At 40.7% G+C, this 17,882-nt stretch carries 18 protein-coding genes; all 18 read left to right on the forward strand.

Annotation, left to right across the window (positions count from 1 at the left end; genetic code table 11):
* Positions 1-59 precede the first annotated feature (59 nt).
* The 18 genes from ACFVSW_RS09845 to ACFVSW_RS09930 all read left to right on the forward strand — a co-directional run bounded on the left by ACFVSW_RS09845 (position 60) and on the right by ACFVSW_RS09930 (position 17,860).
* On the forward strand, positions 60-1,145 hold the full coding sequence (locus ACFVSW_RS09845; protein WP_387315234.1) for a sulfate ABC transporter substrate-binding protein: 1,086 nt from the start codon (positions 60-62) through the stop codon (positions 1,143-1,145).
* 63 nt (positions 1,146-1,208) lie between these two features.
* Complete coding sequence (gene cysT, locus ACFVSW_RS09850) at positions 1,209-2,036, forward strand: sulfate ABC transporter permease subunit CysT (protein ID WP_387315236.1); 828 nt, start codon at positions 1,209-1,211, stop codon at positions 2,034-2,036.
* Positions 2,037-2,248: 212 nt separating this feature from the next.
* Positions 2,249-3,136: a sulfate ABC transporter permease subunit CysW gene (cysW, locus tag ACFVSW_RS09855; RefSeq protein ID WP_387315239.1), complete on the forward strand. Its 888-nt coding sequence runs from the start codon at positions 2,249-2,251 to the stop codon at positions 3,134-3,136.
* Position 3,137: 1 nt separating this feature from the next.
* Positions 3,138-4,211 carry a sulfate/molybdate ABC transporter ATP-binding protein gene (locus ACFVSW_RS09860; RefSeq protein ID WP_387315241.1) on the forward strand — a complete coding sequence of 358 codons (1,074 nt, stop codon included), beginning with the start codon at positions 3,138-3,140 and terminating at the stop codon, positions 4,209-4,211.
* Positions 4,212-4,373: 162 nt separating this feature from the next.
* Positions 4,374-5,636, forward strand: a complete 1,263-nt coding sequence (locus ACFVSW_RS09865) for a mechanosensitive ion channel family protein (RefSeq protein WP_387315244.1) — start codon at positions 4,374-4,376, stop codon at positions 5,634-5,636.
* 224 nt (positions 5,637-5,860) lie between these two features.
* Positions 5,861-6,229: a DUF2383 domain-containing protein gene (locus ACFVSW_RS09870; protein WP_387315247.1), complete on the forward strand. Its 369-nt coding sequence runs from the start codon at positions 5,861-5,863 to the stop codon at positions 6,227-6,229.
* 668 nt (positions 6,230-6,897) lie between these two features.
* A complete protein-coding gene (locus ACFVSW_RS09875; protein WP_387315249.1) occupies positions 6,898-7,851 on the forward strand; it encodes an aldo/keto reductase in 954 nt (317 codons plus the stop codon).
* Positions 7,852-7,865: 14 nt separating this feature from the next.
* Positions 7,866-8,291, forward strand: a complete 426-nt coding sequence (locus tag ACFVSW_RS09880) for a VOC family protein (protein WP_387315251.1) — start codon at positions 7,866-7,868, stop codon at positions 8,289-8,291.
* Between the two features lie 82 nt (positions 8,292-8,373).
* A complete protein-coding gene (locus ACFVSW_RS09885; RefSeq protein WP_387315253.1) occupies positions 8,374-9,180 on the forward strand; it encodes a nucleoside phosphorylase in 807 nt (268 codons plus the stop codon).
* A 13-nt stretch (positions 9,181-9,193) separates the two neighbouring features.
* Positions 9,194-10,639 (forward strand): NAD-dependent succinate-semialdehyde dehydrogenase, encoded by a 1,446-nt coding sequence (locus ACFVSW_RS09890; protein WP_387315255.1) that lies wholly within the window; start codon positions 9,194-9,196, stop codon positions 10,637-10,639.
* Between the two features lie 34 nt (positions 10,640-10,673).
* Entirely contained in the window at positions 10,674-11,441 is a 768-nt protein-coding gene (locus ACFVSW_RS09895) for a DeoR/GlpR family DNA-binding transcription regulator (protein ID WP_387315257.1), read from the forward strand.
* Between the two features lie 17 nt (positions 11,442-11,458).
* Positions 11,459-12,439 carry a C-terminal binding protein gene (locus tag ACFVSW_RS09900; protein ID WP_387315259.1) on the forward strand — a complete coding sequence of 327 codons (981 nt, stop codon included), beginning with the start codon at positions 11,459-11,461 and terminating at the stop codon, positions 12,437-12,439.
* Between the two features lie 62 nt (positions 12,440-12,501).
* Positions 12,502-13,269, forward strand: coding sequence for a TIGR01457 family HAD-type hydrolase (locus ACFVSW_RS09905; protein ID WP_387315261.1), 768 nt, complete (start codon positions 12,502-12,504; stop codon positions 13,267-13,269).
* Positions 13,270-13,304: 35 nt separating this feature from the next.
* Complete coding sequence (locus tag ACFVSW_RS09910) at positions 13,305-14,201, forward strand: fumarylacetoacetate hydrolase family protein (RefSeq protein ID WP_387315263.1); 897 nt, start codon at positions 13,305-13,307, stop codon at positions 14,199-14,201.
* 60 nt (positions 14,202-14,261) lie between these two features.
* The gene (locus ACFVSW_RS09915; RefSeq protein ID WP_387315265.1) at positions 14,262-15,620 is read left to right on the forward strand and encodes an amidohydrolase family protein; all 1,359 of its coding nucleotides are present in this window, start codon (positions 14,262-14,264) and stop codon (positions 15,618-15,620) included.
* An 18-nt stretch (positions 15,621-15,638) separates the two neighbouring features.
* The gene (locus tag ACFVSW_RS09920; protein WP_387315267.1) at positions 15,639-16,232 is read left to right on the forward strand and encodes an ECF transporter S component; all 594 of its coding nucleotides are present in this window, start codon (positions 15,639-15,641) and stop codon (positions 16,230-16,232) included.
* An 18-nt stretch (positions 16,233-16,250) separates the two neighbouring features.
* Positions 16,251-17,000, forward strand: coding sequence for an energy-coupling factor transporter transmembrane component T (locus ACFVSW_RS09925; protein WP_387315269.1), 750 nt, complete (start codon positions 16,251-16,253; stop codon positions 16,998-17,000).
* Positions 16,997-17,860 (forward strand): energy-coupling factor ABC transporter ATP-binding protein, encoded by an 864-nt coding sequence (locus tag ACFVSW_RS09930; protein WP_387315271.1) that lies wholly within the window; start codon positions 16,997-16,999, stop codon positions 17,858-17,860. Before ACFVSW_RS09925 ends, ACFVSW_RS09930 begins: the two co-directional genes overlap by 4 nt.
* Positions 17,861-17,882: the final 22 nt, after the last annotated feature.

Raw genomic sequence — 17,882 nt, forward strand, 5'->3', positions numbered from 1 at the left:
CTTTATGCATTAATCTATAGAATAGGCAGTCATTTTTATTAGATAAAGGAGGAATTAACTTGTTGATAAATAAACATATCGCTTTTAAATTCACACCGTTTCTCATTATTCTTGCCCTGTTTCTAGCAGGATGCGGCTCTGAGGCAAGCAGTAATCAAGGGACTAAAAAAACGAGTGCAGCGAAAGAGGAAACAGCCAAAAAGAAAGACCCCGTTCAATTATTAAATGTATCGTATGATCCGACCCGTGAGCTTTATGAAGAGTTTAACAAGGAATTCGCGAAGGATTGGGAACAAAAAACGGGACAACAGGTTACCATCCAGCAGTCACATGGTGGATCAGGTAAACAGGGACGCGCTGTTATCGATGGGCTAGAAGCAGACGTCGTCACGCTTGCGCTAGCCTATGATATCGATGAAATTGCCGAAAAGGGTGACTTGCTTTCGAAGGATTGGCAAAAGAAGTTAGAGGATAACTCTACACCTTATACATCCACCATTGTCTTTCTTGTGAGAAAAGGAAATCCAAAGGGGATTAAGGATTGGGATGATCTAACGAAAAAAGGGGTATCGATCATCACTCCTAACCCGAAGACATCTGGCGGGGCGCGGTGGAATTATTTAGCAGTCTGGGCCTATGCGAAGGAACAATATAACGGTGATGAAGCGAAAATAAAAGATTTTGTCGGTAAACTATATAAAAATGTGGAAGTGTTAGATTCCGGTGCACGCGGGGCAACGACAACATTTGTTGAGCGGGGAATTGGCGATGTCCTGTTGGCTTGGGAGAACGAGGCCTTCCTAACGCTTAATGAATTAGGCAAGGATAAGTTTGAAATTGTCGTTCCTTCCATCAGTATTCTTGCGGAACCTCCTGTTGCGGTGGTCGATAAAATAGTCGACAAAAAAGGAACACGAGAGGTAGCTGAGGCCTATTTGAAATTTTTATACACAGAAAAAGGACAGGAGATTGTCGTGAAAAATTATTATCGTCCGCGCAATCAAGAAATACTCGCTAAATATGCTGATGTTTTTCCAAAAATCAATTTAGTAACAATTGATGATGACTATGGCGGTTGGAAAAAGGCGCAGGAAAAGCACTTTAATGATGGAGGAACATTTGATCAAATATATCAGCCGAAGTAAGTATAATTTAGGGTGCTCCGAGTAGGAGCATCCCTTGTATCTTTAGCGGAAGGGGTCAACCTCATGGCTCGTTTACAAACAATAAAAAGAAATAGTGTGCTCCCTGGATTTGGCCTTTCACTAGGGTTTACGATGTTTTACATTAGCATGCTTGTCATTTTACCAATATCGATGATTTTTATTAACTCCATGGCCGCACCATGGTCAAAAGTATGGCAGACCATTACTGAGCCTAGGGTGGTTGCATCCTATCAGCTTAGCATTGGGGCTTCATTGTTGGCGGCAGTGATTAATGTTGTTTTCGGGGTGTTAATCGCCTGGGTGTTGGTTCGCTATCAATTTCCTGGCAGAAAAATTATCGATGGTCTCGTCGATTTACCCTTCGCTCTGCCGACAGCGATTGCCGGTATTGCCTTAACAACGTTGTATACGGAAAATGGCTGGATCGGACAATTCTTGGGATTCAAAGTGGCTTTCACACCGCTGGGCATTACTCTCGCTTTGACCTTTATCGGGTTACCGTTTGTTGTTCGAACTGTTCAGCCTGTGTTGCAAAACCTTGAGAAAGAAATCGAAGAAGCTTCTGCAAGTTTGGGAGCCAATCGGCTGCAAACCTTTATGAAAGTGATTTTTCCTGAGTTGCTCCCAGCAGCGCTGACAGGTTTCGCACTAGCATTTGCGCGCGCCTTGGGTGAGTATGGATCAGTCGTCTTTATTGCCGGAAATATGCCGATGAAGACAGAAATTACCCCGCTATTAATTATGACGAAGCTAGAACAATATGATTATGCGGGTGCCACCGCGCTTGCAGCAGTTATGCTCATCTTTTCTTTTATTCTATTATTCGTGATTAATGTATTGCAATGGTGGACAAATCGGAAATTTATTTAACAAAAGGCTGGGTTAAAAGTGAATGTTGATCTCCGTTCCAGGCGCTTCGCTTTCCGCGGGGCGGGCGGTGAGCCTCCTCGGCGCTAAAGCGTCTGCGGGGTCTCACCTGTCCCGCTGCTCCCGCAGAAGTCTCGCGCCTTCCACTCCAATCAACATTGTGCTCAATATCAACAATGTACTTTAACACAGCCTAACAAAAAGGAGGTATCACGATGGCCGGACAGGTTTCTTTGCAATATTCGAAAACACCGCTGCAGAATTCTATAAATGATGCCGAACCTCGGTGGGTTCGCTGGATACTTATTTCAGCTGCATTAGGTTTCTTATGTTTATTTTTGGTGCTGCCACTTGCAGCCATTTTTATTAAAGCTTTTGAAAAAGGCAGTGATGTTTTCTTGGCTGCAATTAGCAGCCCTGACGCTTTATCGGCGATTAAATTAACGTTTTTAATTGCATTGATTACGGTACCTCTGAATGCCATCTTTGGGGTGGCAGCGGCATGGGCTGTGACCAAGTTTAATTTTAAAGGGAAAAGTCTCCTGATCACGATAATTGATCTTCCTTTTGCCATTTCACCTGTCATTGCCGGCTTGGTGTTTGTCCTCTTATTTAGTGCACACGGCTTGTTTGGCCAGTGGCTGATGAATCATAATATCAAAATTCTCTTCGCGGTGCCGGGGATCACACTAGCCACATTATTGGTAACATTACCGTTTGTCGCCAGGGAACTCATTCCTTTAATGCAAACCCAAGGAACGGCCGATGAGGAAGCATCCTTAACCTTAGGGGCGAGCGGATGGAAGACCTTCTGGCTAGTAACATTGCCGAATATCAAATGGGGCTTGCTGTATGGCGTAATTTTGTGTACGGCTCGAGCGATTGGAGAATTTGGTGCGGTATCGGTCGTTTCCGGTCATATACGGGGGATGACGAATACAATGCCGCTCCATATAGAAATTTTATACAATGAATATCAGTTTTCTGCAGCTTTTGCGGTTGCTTCCTTAATGTCGTTGTTTGCCATCCTCACATTAGTGGTGAAAAATGTGATTGAATGGAAGGCAAATAAATTATTCATTCCAGAAAAAGGAGAATCCTAGGATGAGCATTCAAATACAAAACATTTCTAAATCGTTTGGATCCTTTAACGCCCTGGAAAATATAAATATAGATATTCAAACAGGTGAACTAATTGCACTCCTTGGCCCATCCGGATCAGGGAAAACTTCCTTGCTGCGAATAATTGCCGGTTTAGAAAACGCCAATCAAGGAACGATACTATTTGGAAACGAAGATATGACCCATATCAGTACAAAAGAGCGGAAAGTAGGATTTGTTTTTCAACATTATGCGCTGTTTCGTCATATGACGGTATTTGAAAATATCGCCTATGGATTAAAGGTGCGTTCAAGAAAAATTCGCCCCTCCAAACAGGAGATAAAGGAGAAAGTATATGAGTTACTCGGGCTCGTGAAACTAGAAGCCTTTGCTGATCGCTATCCAGCCCATTTATCAGGAGGACAGCGGCAGCGTGTTGCATTGGCAAGGGCATTGGCTGTTGAGCCCAAGGTCCTTTTGTTGGATGAACCCTTTGGGGCACTTGATGCAAAAGTGCGGAAGGATCTCCGCAGATGGTTAAGGAAGCTTCATGACAATTACCAAATTACGAGTATTTTTGTGACACATGATCAGGAGGAGGCCCTCGATGTTGCCGACAGGATTGTCGTCATGAATGAAGGGAGGATTGAGCAGATTGGGACTCCGGACGAAGTCTATGAACACCCGAATAACCCATTTGTCTACGACTTTTTAGGAAATGTTAATTTGTTTAAAGGGCGCCTGGATAAAGGTAAGCTTCGGCATGGTAGTTATGAAGTGGATGCCCCGCCCGAGTTTGCTGGAAAAATAAATACGGAAGCAGTAGGCTATGTCCGGCCGCATGATATTCATATCGAACGTGATGCAAGCAATGATTCAGTCACTGCTAAAATCAGCTACATCCATTTAGTGGGTGCCGTTGTTCAAGTTGAACTGGTTCGACAAGATAATGGTGAGTTCGTCGAAGCGGAAATACCGAAGGATTACTATCGCAGCCTGGAGCTGAAAACAGGTGAAGAAGTATTCATCAAACCAAAACAACTGAAGGTATTTATACCCGAGGATTATTCGATTTAAGATCATTAAAGCGTCTGGAAACCCCTGGAATGTTGTTATATCAACTTTTTCGGGGGTTTTTGAATGTAAAGAATAAGATAGAAAAAAGGACCTATAGAACCATCCCTATGGCTATCTGTATAATTGTAACTATCTTAATATAACATCAAGGGAGAAGAAATTATGAATTACATCAATAACCAGCTTTTAAAATTTGAAATAGATCCCACCTTTGCTGGGTATCTTTCTATTATTATTATGATTCTTTTTATAGCGGTCATCTGTATTGTAGCGAATTTTATCACGAAAAAAGTAGTGATCAGGGTTATTACCCATATTGTAAAAAATAACAAATTCACATGGGATACAGTGCTTTTGGAAAGAAGGGTATTTCATAAGCTATCACATTTTGTTCCTGCAATTATTATTTATTATTTTGCATCAACCTTTCCAAGCTATCAGAAATTGATAGAAAAGAGTGCCATTGCCTATTTAATCATAATGGGATTAATGGTGATGAACAGCTTATTAAATGCAATTAATGATATTTATCAAACCTATGATATATCTAAGGTTAAGCCAATAAAAGGGTATATCCAGGTAATAAATATTATTGTCATTACACTTGGAGTAATATTGGTGATTGCGAACCTGGTTGGAAAGAGTCCACTTGTTTTTCTAAGCGGGATTGGTGCTCTCTCTGCCGTACTTATGTTGGTTTTCAAAGATTCATTGTTAGGACTTGTTGCAGGGATTCAATTGGCTTCCAATGACATGGTTCGGGTTGGTGACTGGATTGAAATGCCGAAATACGGGGCAAATGGAGATATAATTGATATTTCTTTAAATACAGTAAAGGTACAAAATTTTGACAAAACGATTACAATGATTCCAAGCTATGTGATGATATCCGATTCCTTTATAAATTGGAGAGGCATGCAAACCTCTGGAGGGCGACGGATCAAGCGATCATTATTTATAGATATAAATAGTATTTCATTTTGTACCGAGGAGATGATTAAGAAATTTAGCACAATCGACATTCTCTCGGACCATATTATCGAGAGGGAACGTGAAATTGCAGAGTACAATACGAAGAACGATATTAACCGAAGCAATCCAGTGAATGGAAGGGCACTTACTAATATTGGTGTATTTAGGGCGTATATCAGCAATTACATTCAACATCATCCAGGAATCAATCAAGAAATGAGCTTAATGGTTAGACAGTTAGAACCAACAGAACACGGGCTGCCACTAGAAATATATGCATTTTCAAATGATATCAGATGGGCAGTATACGAATCAGTACAAGCGGATATCTTTGACCATCTTTTCGCCGTAGCACAGGAGTTTGGAATTCGTTTATTCCAGAATCCATCCGGGCATGATTTGAAAATGATCGTGGATGAACCAAAAAGGGAAGTCATGAAATATAGGGACTAACCCTCAGGAGGGACCCTTTTATTGCTGGACTGGACATGCTGCTGCATGTTCGGTCTTTTTTACTTTATGAATTTCCTAATTCTATTTGTTTCTTCCACTCAAAGACCGATTGACGTTTTGGTCATGTCAGATTCGCCATCACTCATCATATCTCTAAAAGACAAAAAGGATGAAAAATCTTGAAAACCTCATAATAATGGAAAAAGGAAACCGGGTGTGAGCATTTGAAAAACGAAGAGATTGTGGTTGAGGAATTAAATACATTATTAAGAGGTACATATATGGGGATTCATGCCTTTGAACATCATATTCAAAAACTGGATGATCCACAATTAAAGCAGATGTTTCAATCCATGCAGCAAGAGGCTAAACAGAATGCACAGAAGCTCTCCGAAAGGATTCAAAATTTAAAAGGTGTTCCCTGTGATAGCGAAGGGGTTTCAGGCAAGATGCATAGCTTTATGCATAAGGTTAAGCTTCCCGACGATACAACAGAAATAATGAAGGATGCATTAAAAGGACTGGATCAATACGGTGTTGAATATTCAGAGGAACTTGTAAGAGGAGACCTCGATCCGGAAAGTAAAAAATAGTCGAAGACAGGTGAAGAAGTATTCATCAAACCAAAACAGTTGAAGGTATATATACCCGAGGATTATTCAATTTAAAAACCGGTTATGCAATTAGGTGGCATACGTGACCGGTATGGTGATTGAATGAAGAAAACGGTCATATAATCCACCTGTTAAAACCTTTTATTGCAAAAGTATCAATTTTTTTCCTTTCTGAACAAAACTACAGCTATTAACACGCTTTTATTGGTCTGGAATTTTGTATAAAATAGTTTTAAAATGCCAAAGCTGATTCCTGAATGATGCCGGAATCAGCTTTTTTGCATAACAATATAAATTTCCGTGGAAAAACATAGAAGAAAAAGATTCTCCGTTTCACTTGATAATTTATCGATGAACTACATCTTCGTCACGTAAATCCCTATACTCGCCAAGTTCCAATGTTACTTCAAGCACAAGCATGCCCATCGAAATCAATTACAAGTTTCATAGTAAATTATTAAATTTTCAAAAATTTTTAAAATAAGTTATCTGAAAGTATTGACTATTCTATTAACAGAAAATATAATAAACTCAGAAATGTTCAAAGTAAACATTATGGTTTAAATTTTGTTCATTTCGAATATTTAAATTTGAATTTCATATAATTTAAGAAAGTTGGAATTTACATTTTTATTTAAGGAGTACAGATGGAACAGATAAAACTAAAAAATGTCGATGAAACGGTTAGTAGGATGGCTCTTGGAACGATGTACTTTCATACTCTCGTAGAATCTAAGAAATCCAAAGAGATTTTGGATTTCTACGTTGATCAGGGTGGGAACTTTATTGATACAGCAAATATGTACGTTTCTTGGATTAAAGGATTCGAAGGCGGAGAATCGGAGAGATTAATCGGGGAATGGATGGCTGATCGAAAAATAAGAGACCAGATGTTTCTATCAACGAAGGTAGGATTACCTATGAAAGATGTACCTGCTGGTTTGAAAAAGGATCTTATTATTCGAGAGTGCGAGAATAGTTTAAGAAGGCTAAAAGTGGATACGATTGACTTATATTTTGCCCACCGAGAGGACAACGAGACCGATTTAGAAGAAACGCTGGAGGCTTTTGATATATTGCAACGCCAAGGGAAAATTAAATATATCGGGGTAAGTAATCATAGGAGTTTTCGAGTTGCAGAGGCAAATACGATTAGTCATCTAAAAGGGTATCCGCGTTTTACTTTTGCCCAATATAGGTATAGCTATTTAAGGCCAAAACCAGGAACGCCTTTTGAAAGTTTAGATGATACAAGAATGCATGCAACAGAGGATTTACTTGACTATATCAACCAGAATGATATGAACTTTATGTGTTATCAGACGCTTTTGAGTGGGGCGTATTCCAATGGTGATCGATCATTCCCTCCCGAGTACATAGGGCCTGATTCTGATGAAAGGTTAAAGGTATTAAGGGAAGTAACAGAAGAAACAGGCGCTACTATTAACCAAGTCGTATTAGCCTGGAGCATGCAGAACAAAATGAAAGCGGTGCCATTAATCTCAGGAAGTTCCATCCAACAAATAAAGGAAAATATTGAAGCGTGCCAGATTGAACTTTCACCCGAGCAAATTCAACGTTTAAACCTTGCTGGGAATTAAAAGGAGGATAAAAGATGCCTGCAGATCTTAGTTTACTAAAAAAATTAAATGATATTTGTCTATTTGTTCCAAACGTAGAGGAAGCTGTTCAATTTTATACAGATAAAATGGGTTTTGAGTTGGTTAGGAGACAACCGGGCTATGTTCAATTTGATTTTCAAGGAACAAGTCTTACCCTATGGCAGGAAGACGGTGTGTATCGTGCCATTCAAAAAGAATATCTGGGCGGCGAGGGAAACCACTTCATGTTAGCGATTAAAGTCCCATCATTAGAAGATGTCGATCAGTTGTATGAGGAATTAGTGAATAGAGGGGTCGAATGCATTTCCCCGCCTGAAACCTACCAATGGGGTTCAAGGGCAGTATATTTTAGAGATTTAAATAAGAATATATGGGAAATCTTTGCCTGGGAAGAAGGTAACGGACCAGGGCTATTATAAGGTTCGATACTTGATAGAGGGATGAAATACGAGATTGCTAGAATTCATTTTTTAAAATAAAAATCAGGGAGGATGGAGAAAGATGGAGAAGGTCATTAAAGCAAGCAGACCGACGGAAGGGGAAGCATTATATCATATCCGTTTAAAAGAAGGGGATGTTCCGGGATATGTGTTACTGCCAGGTGCTCCGGAAAGAACAGTAAAGATTGCTGAAAATTGGGATCAGTATGAGGAAGTAGCGCATTACAGGGAGTATAAAACAGTAAGAGGTTTCTATAAGGATAGCCCAATTGCGGCCACTTCCACAGGTATTGGATGTCCAAGTGCTGAAATCGCGATTCATGAACTTAACGAAATCGGTGTTCATACTGCGATAAGAGTGGGTACCACTGGATGTATTGTGCCCGAATTTGACCTTGGTGACCTCATTATTCCCGTGGCTGCGATCAGAAAGGACGGGGCATCCCAATGGTATGTAGAGCCGGAATTTCCTGCCTTCGCAAATACAGATGTCGTATCGGCGCTTGCTGAAGCATGTGAACGACTAGGGTATCGGTATGGCTATGGTTTGGTTTACACCGTTGGCTCTTTCTATATCGGTCAAGGAAGACCCCTTTCAGAGGGCGGATATTGGCCTTCTTTTGCAGACAAAATTATCCCTGATTTACAGCAAGCAAAAGTAACGAACATTGACATGGATACGGCGGGTCAATATATCGTCGGTTACCTTCATGGAATGAGAATGGGCGCTATCTTATCGGTTATTTCCAATCGTGTATTAGATAAATGGGGTGATAACGGCGGAGAAGAAAAAGCATGCAGAGCAGCATCTGAAGCCATCAAAATATTAATGGAAAGAGATGCACAACAAACGAAAAGAATTCGATAAAGGGAGAATTTACATGATACAGGAAAAAAACCTGATTGATGGGGAATGGAGAAACTCTGCCGATGGTGCGGTCTTTGACGTCACTAGTCCTGCAACTGGAGAAACAATAGCAACGGTTCCCCGTTCTTCGCGAGACGATGTCGAGGAAGCGGTATTAGCTGCTGACCGCTCTTTTAAAGAGTGGTCCAGTCTGAATCCTTTTAAAAGAGGAGAATTTCTAAGAAGAGCAAGTGAAAATGTACAGCATGAGGCAAAGAAGATCGCCGAGCTTATGACGAGAGAAATGGGCAAGCCTTTTAAAGAAGCACTGGGAGAAGTGGAAAAAGGGGCACAGATCCTTCGATATTATGCGGAGGAAGGAGAGCGAGTGTACGGTCGAATTATTCCTAATCCAGAAGCAGGGTTTGAAAGCCGCGTCGTCTATCAACCTGTTGGTGTTACTGTAGCAATTTCGCCCTGGAACTATCCCATCGAATTGCTGGCATGGAAGGTAGGGGCTGCGTTGGCATCAGGTTGTACCATTGTCTGCAAGCTGCCTTCGGAAACCCCACTTTCACCGATTGCCTTTATAAAATGTATTCAAGAGGCTGGAGTGTACCCGGGAGTCGTGAATACGCTGACAGGTTCCGGGGCAGATATTGGCACCCTGTTGGTAAGACATCCATTAGCCAAAAAAGTTGCCTTTACCGGCTCAACAGAAGTAGGAAAGACGGTGTTAATGGAATCGGCTAAAACGTTAAAGAAGGTATCTCTGGAACTGGGTGGAAGTTTGCCGATGATTATTTGTGAAGATGCGGATCTTGACGCTGCGGTCAAAGGGGCTGTTAGGAGATCTTTCAGGAACATGGGGCAAATTTGTATTGCGATCAACCGCATTTATGTTGATCAGAAAATTTATTCCCGATTTGTTGAGAAGTTCACAGCGGAAACAGATAAGCTTAAAATTGCTAATGGTCTGACAGAGGATTGTGATCTTGGACCAATGTGTACAATAAAGGGTGTAAACAAAACCATGGAACACATTGAGGATGCTGTACTAAAAGGGGCCAAGGTCACCACAGGTGGAAAGCGGCCGGATGGACCGAAATTCGTAAAAGGGAATTATTTTCTCCCTACAATAATAGCGGATGCCAACCACGATATGTTGATTATGCAGGAGGAAACATTTGGTCCGGCAGTTGGGGTCATGCCATTTGATACCATTGAAGAGGCAATCAATTTAGCGAATGATTCACAATACGGCCTTGCTGCTATCGTTTATACCAACCATTTGGGACTTTCGGAACGTTTATCAAGAGAAATTCATGCAGGAAATGTAGCGATCAATAATGTGAATGCCGGTGTATTAAATGCCCCATATGGCGGCTGGAATGACAGCGGAATCGGGCACGAACATGGACCTGAGGGTCTTTATGAATATTTAAAAATTAAACATGTAAGGCATTGCTATTCCTTGTAGGCATTTAAAAATTTTAAAAAGGTAATGAAAAGCTATGAATAAAAAGAAGGTTCGGCAAAACGAAATTATCTCTAAACTAAAAATTAAAGATGTATTAAGTGTAGAAGAAATCGCTGCGACGTTTAATATTACGGAGGCTACGGTGAGACGGGATCTAGAGGAATTGGAACAAGAAGGACACATCGTTCGAATCCATGGCGGCGCACGTATCTCCCAGGAAGATCCTTCCTTAATTAAGACATTTAAAGAACGTACCCACAACATGATCAAGGAAAAGGAACGAATTGCCGATAAGGTTGCGGCGTTAATTCCGGATCACTCGATTATTACACTCGATAATGGCACTACGGCTTGGCTGGTAGCCAAGCGCCTGAAACAGAAAAAAGATCTGACCATTGTGACCAATTCACTATTAATTCTTGACGAACTCATTGATACGGAAGGAATTCATTTGTTGATGGCAGGGGGGACCTTTCGTAAGAGAAACTATGACTTTATCGGAGAAAAGGCTGTCCATTTTCTAAGTGATATTTATTCCGATATAGCTGTCTTAACCTGTGATTCCTTTCGACCTGGATTAGGCTTTTATAAGCTTAGTGAGGCTAGTGCCGAAATTGCAAAAGCAGCCGTCCATTCTAGCAAAAAAGTGATTGTGCTCGCCGATCACACAAAATTAAACGCTACCGGCTCTCATCGGTACTTAATTCCTGAAAAGGTAGACTCGCTTTTTACCGATTGTAATATGGCCCAGTCTGACAAAAATCTCTTACAGAGTGAATGTTATAAAACTATTTATTGTTGAGAACTTGGAGGGGTTTCATGAAAAAATGGAAGGTATTGATTACAGATTATGAATTTGATGATTTAGCGATCGAGGAAAACGTTCTTTCTAAACTTAGTCATGTTGAGTTTATTAAAGGTCAATGCCGCTCTGAGGATGAGGTGATCCGATTAGCAGCAGATGTCGATGGGATTATCAATCAATATGCACCCATCGGAGAAAATGTCATTCAAAAGCTTCAACGCTGTAAAGTAATTTCGCGCTATGGAGTCGGGGTAGATACCATCGATCTCCGTGCAGCAACTGAAAAGGGAATACGCATCACAAATGTCCCCGATTACGGAGTAGAAGAGGTATCTAACCATGCATTAGCTTTGCTATTAAGTTGGAGCAGAAAAATTGTTCAACTCCATAACCATATTAGACGGGGAAACTGGGATTTTAAATTAGGGATGCCAATCCAGCGCTATTCTTGTCAAACCCTTGGTGTTCTCGGCTTTGGCCGGATTCCGCGAAGCCTTGTAAAAAAGGCAAGAGCATTTGGATTCAACATTGTCGTCTATGATCCCTTCGTTCAAGACGAAGTGATTCGGGCGGAGGGGGCCCGCCCGGAAACATTGGAGGGAGTTCTTCAACAATCAGATTTTATTTCGGTTCATATCCCTCTAACGGACGAAACCAAACATTTACTTAATCGAGATACATTTAAAATGATGAAAAGGAATGCTGTGATTATTAACACGGCAAGAGGTGCCATCATCCATGAACAGGATCTTCTCGAAGCCTTATCGGCGGGTGAAATTGCCGGCGCTGCATTAGACGTCCTTGAGACAGAACCTATCGATCAAAATCATCCATTGTTATCATTAGATAATGTCATCCTCACCCCGCACAGTGCGTGGTATTCAGAAGAAGCCATGGTCGAGCTGCGGACGAAAACAGCTCAAAACATAGTGGATGTATTAGAAGGAAAACTGCCATCCTACTTAGTCAATCATGTAGTGGTGGAACTAGCCTAAATCATCCTGTTTATTTTTCAAAGGCTATCATCAATCAAAATAACATAGATAGGTGAGTGAAAATGAAAAATTATGATGGATATCTGATCGATTTAGATGGAACCGTTTACCGGGGAAAAGAAGGAATTTCCGAAGCCATCGATTTTATTAATGACCTAAAAGACAAAAATCGCAAATGCTTGTTTTTAACCAATAACTCTTCCAAGCGCACGGAGGAAATTGCCAGCAAGTTGCAAAAACTGGGCGTTTTTGTTTCAAGTGAAGAAGTCTTTACATCAGGTATTGCCACTGCCGCCTTTATCGCTGATTCATTTCCCAATGCAAGGGTTATGGTTATTGGGGAGGATGGGCTATACCGAGCCATCGAAGAGCAGGGTTTTTTGATTACTTCTAAAGAGCCAGATGTCGTGGTCATGGGGATTGATCGTCATATTACGTACGATAAATTAGCAAAAGCGAGTTTAGCCATTCAAAACGGAGCCCAATTTATTTCGACGAACTCGGACCTCGTTGTTCCTACCGATAGGGGTTTGCTGCCCGCTAATGGCTCCTTAACAGCGGTTTTGACGAAGTCTACTGGAGTGAAACCTATTTTCATCGGTAAGCCGGAGCAAACCATGATTGAACAGGCATTAAAACGTCTTGGAACAGACAAAGAAAAGACGTTAATTATCGGGGATAACTATGAAACGGATATTTTAACAGGCATTCGTGCAGGAATAGATAGCCTCCTGGTGCTAACTGGAGTGACTGGGAAGACGGAACTTAAAGACCTACCTATCTTGCCAACGTATACTTTAGATTCGCTAGAGCAATGGAAGGTATCGTAAGACCATAATAAATTTAATTGTAAAGGATGATAACGATGAACCTGATTCGGTATAAAAAAGCAGAGAAAGCGCAAATGGCAGTGATGACAGAGGATTTAGCGATTTATGATCTTTCATTTTCGGATTTTCAGGAAATAGACGCAAGGGCATCAGCAAGAGAAATGTCAATTCATTCCTTTATTAAGGAACAAATACAGGATCAATTACCTATCAATAAGAAAATTTCAGATCTAGAGCTGCTCATACCCATTGAGACGGAAGAAGTGTGGGCGGCTGGCGTGACCTATCAAAAAAGTCGCATGGCAAGAAACTATGAATCTAGTCATCAAGAGTTGAATAATGAAACCTGTTACGACAAAGTCTATCATGCCGAGCGGCCGGAAATTTTCCTCAAATCCACGAGAAAGCGTACGCTGGGACCTAATCAACAGTTGTACCTGCGAAACGATTCCAATTGGCAGGTGCCGGAGCCGGAACTGGGGCTTGTTATCAATCATCAGGCAAAAATTGTAGGCTATATTATTGGAAATGATCTAAGCTGCCGAGATATTGAAGGAGAAAATCCACTTTATCTACCACAGGCAAAAGTTTGGAAAGGCTCCTGTTCGATTGGTCCTTCCATCCGTTTAGTTGAAACCGTCGAAAACCCTTATGATTTAACCATTACCTGCCGGATTTACCGAAAGAATGAACTTGTCTTTAACCAATCCTCAAGTACTTCACAGTTAAAAAGAAAATTTGATGAATTAGTTTCTTATTTAGTAAAGAACAATGAACTATTCGATGGGGTTGTCCTATTATCAGGTACCGCCATCGTCCCTCCAGATGATTTTACACTCCAAGATGATGATCACATTGAGATTGAAATTCCTGAGATCGGAACACTAACCAATGCGGTAAAGATGATGGTTGAGCAAGCCGCTCATTGTTAATGAAAAGCAACGAATAACAGATTTTTTAGGTTTATTCTAAGTTTTAAAGAAGGTGAAAAGATGGGATTCGATTTGGTAGTGAGTGAAGGGATTATCGTGACCATGACCCCTGGGTCCAAACCTTTTATTGGCTCGCTTGGAATTACCAATGGAAAAATAGAGTTCATTAAAGAAGGGAGAATTCACCCTTCAGAAGGAAAAGAATGTTTGGATGCCAGGGGGAAGATTATTTCTCCCGGTCTGATCAATGGTCATTGTCATGGGGATATGACGGTTGTAAGAGGCTTAGCCGATCATCTAACACTAAAAGAGCAAAATGAAAAATTTGCTCCTTATCATTTTTTATATGACCTACTGAGTAATCAAGACCGGTATTATTCCAGACAGCTTACGTATATTGAAGCCTTAAGGTCTGGCACCACTTTTATCACGGAAAACATGTATTGGAGTCTGGGGCTTGACTCAATAAAAGCTATGGCGGAAACGGGAATAAGGGGGGCTTTGGTGGAAGATGTACGGTCAGACTTTACCAATCCTCATTCTCTTGTCTCTTTGGAATATTTGATGAATTTTAAAGAAAAATGTGAACAGAAAGACATCATTCCGATTCTTGGGAGTGTTTCAGAGGAAGATTTTGATGAAAATCTAATGGACCAAATCTTTAGGATGGCTGAGGCAAGCAATTTACTGGTCACGCAGCACCTTGCCGAGACTACCTGGAGAGTGAATATGTGTAAAGAGCGTTTTGGAAAAACGCCTGTTCAATTCCTTTCAGACAACCGTCTTCTTTCCCAAAATTTAATCGGCTCTCATTCTATTTATATTGATGAAGAAGAGATTAAATCTATGGCAGCGTCCGGTACAAAGGTCATCAATACCCCCGTATGTGAAATGAAAATTGCAGATGGGGTGGCCCCAATCCCTGAATTTTTACGAGAAGGGGTGATTACCGGACTAGGAACCGATGGGGCCCTATGGAATAACTCCAACGATATGTTTCGAGAAATCAAAGGTCTGATTTTATTGCAAACCATTAGCAAAGGAATTCGAAGCCTGCATGCTAAACAGGCATTAGAGATGGCAACGATTGACGGCGCAAAGATATTTGGAGTGGAGGATCGGATTGGATCACTGGCCATTGGAAAAGAAGCAGACTTTGTTGTCATTGATGCTTCTGCTCCCCACTTACGTCCATTAAGAATCGGGCCGCATGAAAATGTCTTCTCGACACTTGCGTATAATGTCACAGGCAGCGATGTGGAATCCGTCTATATTAGCGGCAATCCCGTCGTATACCATAAACAATTGCTCACATTGGATGAGAACGAAATTATACAGGAAGTGCAGGCGGCTAGTGAACGGGTGGTGAAAGAAATCCCAGAGGAAGCTTTTATCATGGAAACGACTAAAATCTATTAAAACAAATAGGAGGACCGTATGAAAAAAATAGGAATTAAGCATGATTTTAGTGTGTTAGCGATTACCCTTATTCCAATTGGTATCGCCCTAAATGTCACCATCGGGCAAATTGTGAGTATTTTAAAGCTTCCTTTATTCCTCGATACTGCTGGCACGATCGTCGTAGGGATGATTGCCGGTCCATGGGTCGGTTTAATCACTGGAGGACTTAGTAATTTAGTGAGAGGGATTGTCGATCCTGTTTTAATTGCTTTTGCCCCAGTCAGTATGGCAATGGGATTGCTTGCAGGTTTACTTTCATATAAAGGGATGGTGAATAATTTACTAAAAGCAATCATAGCTGGTGTGATGGCTGGAATTATATCGGTAGTAATTGCCACCCCGATAACGGTTATGGTTTTTGGCGGGATTTCTGGTACTGGGTCGGATGTGATTACCGCCTTCTTCCTGGCAGCGGGCTTCGATATGTGGCAGGCGGTTACGGTTCAGAAAATCATTATTGAAAGTATTGATCGAATCCTCTGTTTCTTTATTGCCTATTGGATAGTTAAAAAAATGTCAGCTAGATATTTAGTCAAACACAATTATGGTGCCTCCTATATCAAGAATTAAATGGAAGGGTGGGTGTTTATGGATTCAATCCGTAAATTAATTCTAGGCTTATATCCGACGACGAAATTAATCCTCTTTTGTTTTATTGTGTTATCCATGTTACTGGTCCAAAATTTAATTTTCTCCTATTTACTTGTACCATTATGCCTTGCGATTGCGATGCTTGGCGGCAAGGGGAAACCGTTTCTTAATCTTTTTATGAAAGCGCTCTTACCGATAGCGTTAATGATTTTCCTGCTGCAAATCTTTTTTTATCCTGGTGCAACAATTCTCTGGAGCTGGGGAATTTTCTCTATTACACAGGAAGGGATTATGTTCAGCCTGACTCTTATATCAAGATTGCTTACGATTGGAGCAGCGTTTTTACTCTTTTTCCAAATTACATCCATCAAAGACTTTATTTACTCCCTAGAAAAGCGTGGATTGCCACCAAAAGCGGCTTACGTTATTTTCTCTACCTTTCAAATCATTCCAGAAATAAAGAATATATCTAGTACGATTATGGATGCACAAAGGGCCAGAGGGGTAGAGACTGAGGGGAATATCCTTGTCAGAGCCAAGGCGTTTTTCCCAACTCTTGCCCCATTATTTCTAACATCTATTTCAAGTACAGAAGAGAGAGCTATGGCCCTGGAAGCACGTGCTTTTACTGTAAAAGGAAGCAAAACCAGACTCTATCAATTAGAAAAAACGGCCATGGATCTGTTTGTTCGAATCGTCTTATTGCTCTTGCTACTCATGATTATAGGCTGGAGGTATTTCCTATGAGCTATATTTCAATAAAAGATTTGTCCTATCAATACCCGATAGGAAAGAAACAGGCCTTAAAAACAATTAATCTAGAAATTGAAAAGGGAAAGCTTTATACCATTATAGGAGAAAATGGCAGTGGAAAAACCACTTTCTGTCATATTTTAAGAGGATTTATTCCCTATTTTCATAAGGGGGAATTGAAAGGGACCGTTTCGATTGATGGCAAGGACCTCTTTGACTATGAAATTGAAGAATTGGCCATAAAAGTTGGCTATGTCTTTCAAAATCCGTTTACCCAAATTAGCGGGATTAAAGACACGGTTTTTGAAGAAATCGCTTACGGATTAGAAAACCTTGGAGTGGAACGTGAAGAAATTACTGCCAGGGTCAATGAGGTCATGGACCTGCTCGGTATTCAATATTTAAGAGAAAAGCATCCTATTCATCTGTCAGGAGGACAGAAACAAAGGGTGGTATTTGCTTCAATAATTGTCATGGAGCCAGACATTCTAGTCATTGATGAACCGACTTCACAGCTGGATCCGCATGGAACAGAAGAAATCTTTAAAATCATCAACATTATGAAGCAAAAAGGTAAAACGATTATTTTAGTTGAACATAAAATGGAGCTGATTGCTGAATTTTCGGACTTCGTTATGGTTTTACAGGATGGAAATCTAGTAATGCAAGGCAAAACGGAAGAAATCCTAACTGATGAGCGTTTACTTTCTTATGTAGGTGCCCTGCCGCAATATGCTTTATTAGGGTTAGAAATGATTAAACATAATCTTTCCATAAAAAAGATACCAATAACAGAGAGACAATCGGAAGAAATCATAAATAATTGGCTTCGACAAAAGAACTTAGTTAGCTAGCGTTTTTAGTTCGAGAGCCGCT

This window comes from Neobacillus sp. NPDC058068, assembly GCF_042885335.1.
Lineage (GTDB): Bacteria > Bacillota > Bacilli > Bacillales > Cytobacillaceae > Neobacillus.

Coding starts and splice junctions, on each gene's coding strand:
- ACFVSW_RS09925 (WP_387315269.1), top strand. CDS start 16,251: ATGGATTCAATCCGTAAATTAATTCTAGGCTTATATCCGACGACGAAA.
- ACFVSW_RS09880 (WP_387315251.1), top strand. CDS start 7,866: ATGCCTGCAGATCTTAGTTTACTAAAAAAATTAAATGATATTTGTCTA.
- ACFVSW_RS09910 (WP_387315263.1), top strand. CDS start 13,305: ATGAACCTGATTCGGTATAAAAAAGCAGAGAAAGCGCAAATGGCAGTG.
- cysW (WP_387315239.1), top strand. CDS start 2,249: ATGGCCGGACAGGTTTCTTTGCAATATTCGAAAACACCGCTGCAGAAT.
- ACFVSW_RS09920 (WP_387315267.1), top strand. CDS start 15,639: ATGAAAAAAATAGGAATTAAGCATGATTTTAGTGTGTTAGCGATTACC.
- ACFVSW_RS09885 (WP_387315253.1), top strand. CDS start 8,374: ATGGAGAAGGTCATTAAAGCAAGCAGACCGACGGAAGGGGAAGCATTA.
- ACFVSW_RS09900 (WP_387315259.1), top strand. CDS start 11,459: ATGAAAAAATGGAAGGTATTGATTACAGATTATGAATTTGATGATTTA.
- ACFVSW_RS09930 (WP_387315271.1), top strand. CDS start 16,997: ATGAGCTATATTTCAATAAAAGATTTGTCCTATCAATACCCGATAGGA.
- ACFVSW_RS09915 (WP_387315265.1), top strand. CDS start 14,262: ATGGGATTCGATTTGGTAGTGAGTGAAGGGATTATCGTGACCATGACC.
- ACFVSW_RS09895 (WP_387315257.1), top strand. CDS start 10,674: ATGAATAAAAAGAAGGTTCGGCAAAACGAAATTATCTCTAAACTAAAA.
- ACFVSW_RS09875 (WP_387315249.1), top strand. CDS start 6,898: ATGGAACAGATAAAACTAAAAAATGTCGATGAAACGGTTAGTAGGATG.
- ACFVSW_RS09890 (WP_387315255.1), top strand. CDS start 9,194: ATGATACAGGAAAAAAACCTGATTGATGGGGAATGGAGAAACTCTGCC.
- ACFVSW_RS09905 (WP_387315261.1), top strand. CDS start 12,502: ATGAAAAATTATGATGGATATCTGATCGATTTAGATGGAACCGTTTAC.
- ACFVSW_RS09860 (WP_387315241.1), top strand. CDS start 3,138: ATGAGCATTCAAATACAAAACATTTCTAAATCGTTTGGATCCTTTAAC.
- ACFVSW_RS09865 (WP_387315244.1), top strand. CDS start 4,374: ATGAATTACATCAATAACCAGCTTTTAAAATTTGAAATAGATCCCACC.
- cysT (WP_387315236.1), top strand. CDS start 1,209: ATGGCTCGTTTACAAACAATAAAAAGAAATAGTGTGCTCCCTGGATTT.